Below are 6,316 nucleotides of genomic sequence, written 5' to 3' on the forward strand. Positions count from 1 at the left end.
ACGCAGCGGTGCCGCATGAAGGCCCAGCGGGTCGCATCCCGGGAGAGGCGAGGCGCCCGGGGATTAGAGGAGGAGCTTCTTGGCATGGAAGTCTCCCAGCGCCTTCTTGACGTCCCGCAGCGCCTCGGGCATCGGAAGATGACACACCTTGGCGATGTGGGCGGCGATCGCGGCAACATCCATTCGGCCATCGCAGCAGGTCCAGATGTAGGCGGCAGTGAGGTTCAGCACATGCGCCTCGTTGGTCCCGGGGTGGTAGAGCACGCACCCGGTCCTCAGCTCACGGTAGAGGACGGCGAGGTTGGCCCGGGGCCGCTCCGTCTCGGGAACCATGGCCGTCGAAAGGGTACCCCTTTTCGCCACCTGGCGTTTCCTCTCGGCTACAGCACCTCGTGGACCGTGACGGAGTCCACGATGTACTGCAGGCTGTTCCTGGCCAGGTCAATCCGCCGCCCCTGTACCCGGTCCCCAGCGGCATCGAAGAGCACCTCCACCGCGGGGCGCATTGGGAAGGCCGGGTTGGTGGCCACCACCCGGGCCACCTCCCGGGTGTTCAACCGCACCAGGCTCCCCACCGGGAAGGCGGAGAGTCCCTTGAGGAGCCCCTTGACGACCCGCTCGCTGAAGCGACGCCGCTCGGTCGTCAGGATCTCCCGGACCGCGTCGAAAGGGACCAGCGCCTTCCGGTGCGCCCGCGGGTGCGTCACGGACTCGTAGATGTCGGCTAGGGCGACGATGCGGGCCGTCTCCAGTATCTGGTCGCCCGTGAGCCCGCGGGGGTAGCCGCTCCCGTCGTCCCGCTCGTGCTCCTGGTGGGCCACATCCGCCAGCCACTTGTACGCGGGCCCCAGCGCGCTCAGGATCTTGTAGCCCTCCTCGGGGTGGCGCTTCAGCTCCTCCTGCTCCCGAGCCGTCAAGGCCCGCTCCACCTGGGTGAAGTCCGGGGGGAAGCGCACCATCCCCACGTCGTGAAGAAGCCCAGCCAGCGCCACCTTCACCTGTTCGGCCCGGGGGAGCTCCATGCCGGCCGCGATCCGGATCGCGAAGATCGCCACGTGGATGCAGTGCGCGGCCAGGCTCCCCTGCCCTCCCCGCACGTCCAGGGCCCCCACCATCAGCGCATCCGTCGCCCCGAGCCCGTCCACGAGGCGGGCAGCCAGCGGCTCGAGGGGAGCCAGCGGAAGGGACTGATTCGCCCGGGCCGCCTCCAGGAACCCATTGAGGGCCACGCTCAGCTCCCGAAGGAGCTGGGTTGCTTCCTGGGGGTCGGTCATCTTTCCCCCCGGGGCCCCCCCCGCTGGGTGGGCCAGGAGAGCCGGGTGCCCTTCGCCGGAGCTCGCCCCCCCGCTCCCGCTGTCCCCGGGGGCATCGGAGGGTGAGGACGGGGGGCGCGCCCCCTTGGCCTGTCCCTCCTGGTCCGGGTCGGAACGGTGGATGAGGTCACCACTCAGACGGACGATGGCCCCCTCCCTCCGGGGCACACGCCGAAGATAGGAGACCGTAACATCTCGGAAAATCGGGGCGTTCTTAGCATGCCCTTCACCGCAAATCAAACCTTTTCCTGGCGCTGGGACCCCTGGAGCAAAACCGGCCCCCAACCGCCGTGGAAACGGTAAACCCCTGAATTTTCGTGCAATAGCGGTGCCAGGGGGCTGAACTATCCTTCGGCAGGGGAGGCCTCGGTGATGTAGAGGAGGGGGTGCTCGGCGAGGCTGGTCGGCCGCGGGGGACTCACCTCCTCGCCGCTCCCGAGGCGGAGGATCTCGAGGGTGGGGCGGAGGGGGAGCGCCTTGTTGGTGGATACTACCCGGCCGACGCTGCCGTTGTTGAGGCGCACCACGGTCCCGATGGGGAAGGCGGAAAGGCCGGTGATGAGACCCTTGAGATAGCGCTCGCCGAAGCGCTGCCGCTCGGCCTGGAGGATCTCCTTGACCGCCTCGTGAGGGAGGGTCACCGGGACCGTCCGGTTGCGATACGGGCGGGGATGCGTGAGAGAGTCGTAAATGTCGACGAGGCCCACGATCTTGGCGATCTCGACAATCTGGTCCCCTCGGAGGCCCTGGGGGTATCCGCTCCCATCCTCCCGCTCGTGCTCCTGGTGCGCCACGTCGGCCAGCCACCGGTAGTCCGGCCCCAGGGCCGTCAGGATCTGATAGCCCTCCTCAGGGTGGCGCCTGAGCTCCTCGAGCTCTTTGGGCGTGAGGCTCTGGAAGCCAGTCAACCGCTCCGGCGGATAGCGGACCATCCCGACGTCGTGGAGGTACCCCCCGAGGGCGACCCGGAGCAGGGCCTCCAGCTTCATCCCCAGCCCGTTCCCGATCTTCACGGCGAAGATCGCCACGTTGATCATGTGGGTGACCAGGTCGTTGCGGGACTTCCGGAAGTCGAGGGCCCGCACGTGAAGCTGGTCCCCCTCCGCGAGGGAACGGACCAGATGTTGGCAGACCTCTTCCAGGGGCTCCACGCTCTCGACCCGCCCGGCACGCGCGTCCCGGAGGAACAGCTCCAGGCGGATGCGGGCCTCGCCGAGGAAGCTATCCGGGGTCTCCCGCCAGGCCGCAACGGCGACCTCTCGGGCGGGGGGCGCGGCCGCCGCGCGAGCGGGGGACGCCGGCGCTACGGGCGGAGGAGGCGGAGAGGGCTTCGCGGCCTCGGGAGCCGGCCGGACCGGCGGGCTGCCCGCCTGAGCAGCCCCCGCCAACTCGGCGATGGAGCCTGGGGGCGCCGGCGGGCTGGCGACCTTGTCGGCGGCGGGGGCAGCGGGCTTGGGCTGAGCGGCCGGAGCGGATGGCTTGGGAGGAGGAGGCGCCGGCGCTTTTGTCGCGGGGCGAGCGGGGGGGGGCGGCGAGGCCCGCGCGGTGGCAGGCGCCTGTGGCCGGGCTGGAGCCCGCGGGGTCCCCTCGGGGGACTCGCCACCTCCGAGGAGATCGTCAAGGGAATCGAAGGAAACTTCCGCCTCGGAGGGGGTGGGGGTCGCGGCAGGCTTCTGAGGCGGCGGCGCAGGGCCTTCGCCCGACTCCAGGAGAGCGTCCAGGTCCGAAAAGGAGACCTCCTCCCCCGCCTTCCCGGTTCGGGAAGGGGGCGGCTTTCCCTTGGGGTCCCCCTTTTTCGGGTCCTGCCCGCTTCCGATCGGGACGACCTCCTCCCCTCCGGGCCCACGGCTGGCGTCCGTGACGCCAGGAGAGGCTCAAAAGGGACACGGCTCCGGGCCGCGCTCCGCGTATGCTAGCCCATCCTGCGGCGCCGTTCAAGGCCCTTCCCCCGCCGGGATGGCGAGCCCGCCCGGGAGGGAACCCGTCGAGGTGGCGGCCCGGGGCGCCCCGCGAGGCCCCGGCCGTCCAGGACCCGGCGGAGGAACTGGCCGGTGTAGGAGCCCGGATTTGCCGCGATCTCCTCGGGGGTTCCGGTGGCCACGACCCCACCCCCGGCGTCTCCCCCCTCGGGCCCCAGGTCGATGATGTGGTCGGCCGTCTTGATCACGTCCAGGTTGTGCTCGATCACCAGGACGGTGTTGCCGGCGTCGGTGAGCCGGTGCAGGACCTCGAGGAGGTGGCGAATGTCATGGAAGTGCAGCCCCGTCGTCGGCTCATCCAGGATGTAAAGGGTCCGCCCCGTTGCCCGCTTGGAGAGCTCGCGGGAGAGCTTGACCCGCTGCGCCTCCCCCCCGGAGAGGGTGGTGGCCGACTGCCCCAGCTTGATGTAGGTCAGGCCCACGTCGTGAAGAGTCTGGAGCTTCTCCCGGATCCGGGGGACCTTCTCGAAGAAGGCCAGGGCCTCCGCCACGGTCATGTCGAGGACGTCCGCGATGCTCTTCCCCTTGTAGAGGATCTCCAGGGTCTCGCGGTTGTAGCGCTTCCCCCGGCAGACCTCGCAGGTCACGTAGATGTCGGGCAAGAAGTGCATCTCGATCCGGAGGATGCCGTCCCCCTCGCAGGCCTCGCACCGCCCCCCCTTCACGTTGAAGGAGAAGCGGCCCGGCTTGTAGCCCCGGACCCGGGCATCCGGGGTGAGGGCATACAGCTCCCGGATGAAGGAGAAGACCCCGGTGTAGGTGGCCGGGTTGCTCCGGGGCGTCCGGCCGATGGGGGCCTGGTCGATCTCGATGACCTTGTCCAGATGCTCCACCCCCAAGAGCTTGTCGTGCGCGCCGGGCTTCTCCCGGGAGTCGTACAGCTCCGCCGCCAGCGCCTTCCAGAGGATCTCGCTCACCAGGGTGCTCTTCCCCGAGCCCGACACGCCCGTCACGCAGCTGAAGAGGCCGAGGGGGATCTCCACGTCGATCCCCTTCAGGTTGTGCTCCCGGGCCCCCACGACGGTGAGGGAGAAGCCGGTGTGAGGGCGCCGCCGGGCCGGGACCGGGATCTGCAGCTCCCCCGCCAGGTACCGCCCCGTGAGCGACCGCGGGTTGGCCGTGATCGCCTCGGGGGGGCCGGCCGCCACCACCTGGCCCCCGCTCACCCCCGCCCCCGGGCCCAGGTCGATGACGTGATCGGCGGAGCGGATGGTCTCCTCGTCGTGCTCCACCACGAGCACCGTGTTCCCCAGGTCCCGCAGGCGCTTGAGGGTATTCAGCAGGCGGACGTTATCCCGCTGGTGCAGCCCGATGCTCGGCTCGTCCAGGATGTAGAGGACCCCCACCAGGCTGGACCCGATCTGGGTCGCGAGGCGGATCCGCTGTCCCTCCCCGCCCGCGAGGGTGGCGGCGGTCCGATCCAGCGTAAGATATTCCAGCCCCACGTTGACCAGGAACCCCAGCCGCTCCCGGATCTCCTTCAGGATCCGACGGGCGATCTCCTGATCCTTCTGCGAGAGGCGTAGGCCCTCGAAGAAAGCCAGGCCATCCTTGACCGACTTCCGGGTCACCTCGGCGATGCTCAGCCCCGCCACCTTGATGGCCAGCGACTCCTTCCGCAGGCGGGCCCCGCCGCAGGCCTTGCACGGGCGGATGCTGTAGAGCCGGTCCACGTACTCCTCGATCGCCTCCCGGACCCGGGAGGAGGAGGTCTCCTTATAGCGGCGGTCCAGGTAGCGTGCGCTGGAGCCGAGGAAGTCCTCCTCCGTGGCGGCGAGCGCCGCGTCGGACCGCCCGTCCACCTGCGTCCCGAGCCCGCCACAGGCCGGGCACGCCCCGTGAGGGTTGTTGAAGGAGAACACCCGGGGGGAGATCTCGGGGTAGGAGACGCCGCAGGTGATGCAGGCGAGCTTCTCCGAGAAAGTCAGCTCGCGGCCCTCGACGACGCTGACGGTGACGATCCCCTCCGCCAGCCGGGTGGCGATCTCCAGGGAGTCGGCCAGCCGCCGGGCCACGTCCGGCTTCACCACCAGGCGGTCCACCACCACTTCGATGGTGTGCTTCTTCTGCTTGTCCAGCTCGATCGGCTGCTCCAGCTCCCGGAGCGTCCCGTCCACCCGGGCCCGGACGAACCCCTCCTTCCGCATCTGCACGAAGATGTGGCGGTATTCCCCCTTCCGCCCCCGGACGACCGGCGCCAGGATCTGGATCTTGCTTCCGGCCGGGAGAGCCAGGACCTGGTCCACGATCTGCTGGACCGTCTGGGAGGCGATCGGCTTCCCGCACTGGTAGCAGAACGGCTTCCCGACCCGCGCGTACAGGAGCCGCAGGTAGTCGTAGATCTCGGTGGTGGTGGCGACCGTGGAGCGGGGGTTCTTGCTGGTGGTCTTCTGCTCGATGGAGATGGCCGGGGAGAGGCCCTCGATCAGGTCCACGTCCGGCTTCTCCATCTGCTCGAGGAACTGCCGGGCGTAGGCCGAGAGGGATTCCACGTAACGCCGCTGGCCCTCGGCGTAGATGGTATCGAAGGCGAGGGACGACTTCCCGGACCCAGAAACGCCCGTGATCACCGTCAGGGTGTTCCGGGGGATCTCCAGGTTGATGTTCTTCAGGTTGTGCTCGCGGGCCCCGCGAATGACGATGTGCGTGCTGGACATGGCCGTCGAGTTGACTCCTGTGGTGCGTCGCCGGCGAGGACTCCGGCCGCAGCGAGACGGCGGTAGGCCTCTCCGGCCGTTTGGATGAGCCTCAGGCGGCGCGTCCCCGGACGAGCGCGAGGAAGCGCTCCACCAGGTCCAGGTCTCGCCGCACTTCAGTCGCGGAGAAGATTACCGCAAGGCCGTAGTCAGCCCGCCCGCGATATCCCTGCAGGCGGACTTCCGCCGTCGGGATCTGCTGCTCAGAAGACACCGGATACCCTCGCAGGCTGCACCGGGGCGCGCCGGGGGTGGCCGAACGGTCTATTATACATCCACAGACTCATCCCGCAAATTCGGGGGGGAGTATGATGGAGATGGAGGCGTC

5 protein-coding genes are annotated in these 6,316 nt (G+C 69.4%); all 5 read right to left on the reverse strand.

Annotated elements, in window-relative coordinates:
- Window positions 1-63 precede the first annotated feature (63 nt).
- The 5 genes from VGT06_07275 to VGT06_07295 all read right to left on the reverse strand — a co-directional run bounded on the left by VGT06_07275 (window position 64) and on the right by VGT06_07295 (window position 6,202).
- Window positions 64-333 (reverse strand): PqqD family protein, encoded by a 270-nt coding sequence (locus tag VGT06_07275; GenBank protein ID HEV8662920.1) that lies wholly within the window; start codon window positions 331-333, stop codon window positions 64-66.
- Between the two features lie 47 nt (window positions 334-380).
- Complete coding sequence (locus VGT06_07280; GenBank protein ID HEV8662921.1) at window positions 381-1,274, reverse strand: HD domain-containing phosphohydrolase; 894 nt, start codon at window positions 1,272-1,274, stop codon at window positions 381-383.
- Window positions 1,275-1,657: 383 nt separating this feature from the next.
- Window positions 1,658-2,701, reverse strand: a complete 1,044-nt coding sequence (locus tag VGT06_07285; GenBank protein ID HEV8662922.1) for an HD domain-containing phosphohydrolase — start codon at window positions 2,699-2,701, stop codon at window positions 1,658-1,660.
- Window positions 2,702-3,225: 524 nt separating this feature from the next.
- Entirely contained in the window at window positions 3,226-5,949 is a 2,724-nt protein-coding gene (uvrA, locus tag VGT06_07290) for an excinuclease ABC subunit UvrA (protein HEV8662923.1), read from the reverse strand.
- A 91-nt stretch (window positions 5,950-6,040) separates the two neighbouring features.
- Entirely contained in the window at window positions 6,041-6,202 is a 162-nt protein-coding gene (locus tag VGT06_07295; GenBank protein ID HEV8662924.1) for a hypothetical protein, read from the reverse strand.
- Window positions 6,203-6,316 lie beyond the last annotated feature (114 nt).

The organism is Candidatus Methylomirabilis sp., assembly GCA_036000645.1.
In the GTDB taxonomy this organism is placed as follows: Bacteria; Methylomirabilota; Methylomirabilia; order Methylomirabilales; family JACPAU01; genus JACPAU01.

Coding starts and splice junctions, on each gene's coding strand:
- VGT06_07275 (HEV8662920.1), bottom strand. CDS start 333: ATGGTTCCCGAGACGGAGCGGCCCCGGGCCAACCTCGCCGTCCTCTAC.
- VGT06_07280 (HEV8662921.1), bottom strand. CDS start 1,274: ATGACCGACCCCCAGGAAGCAACCCAGCTCCTTCGGGAGCTGAGCGTG.
- uvrA (HEV8662923.1), bottom strand. CDS start 5,949: ATGTCCAGCACGCACATCGTCATTCGCGGGGCCCGCGAGCACAACCTG.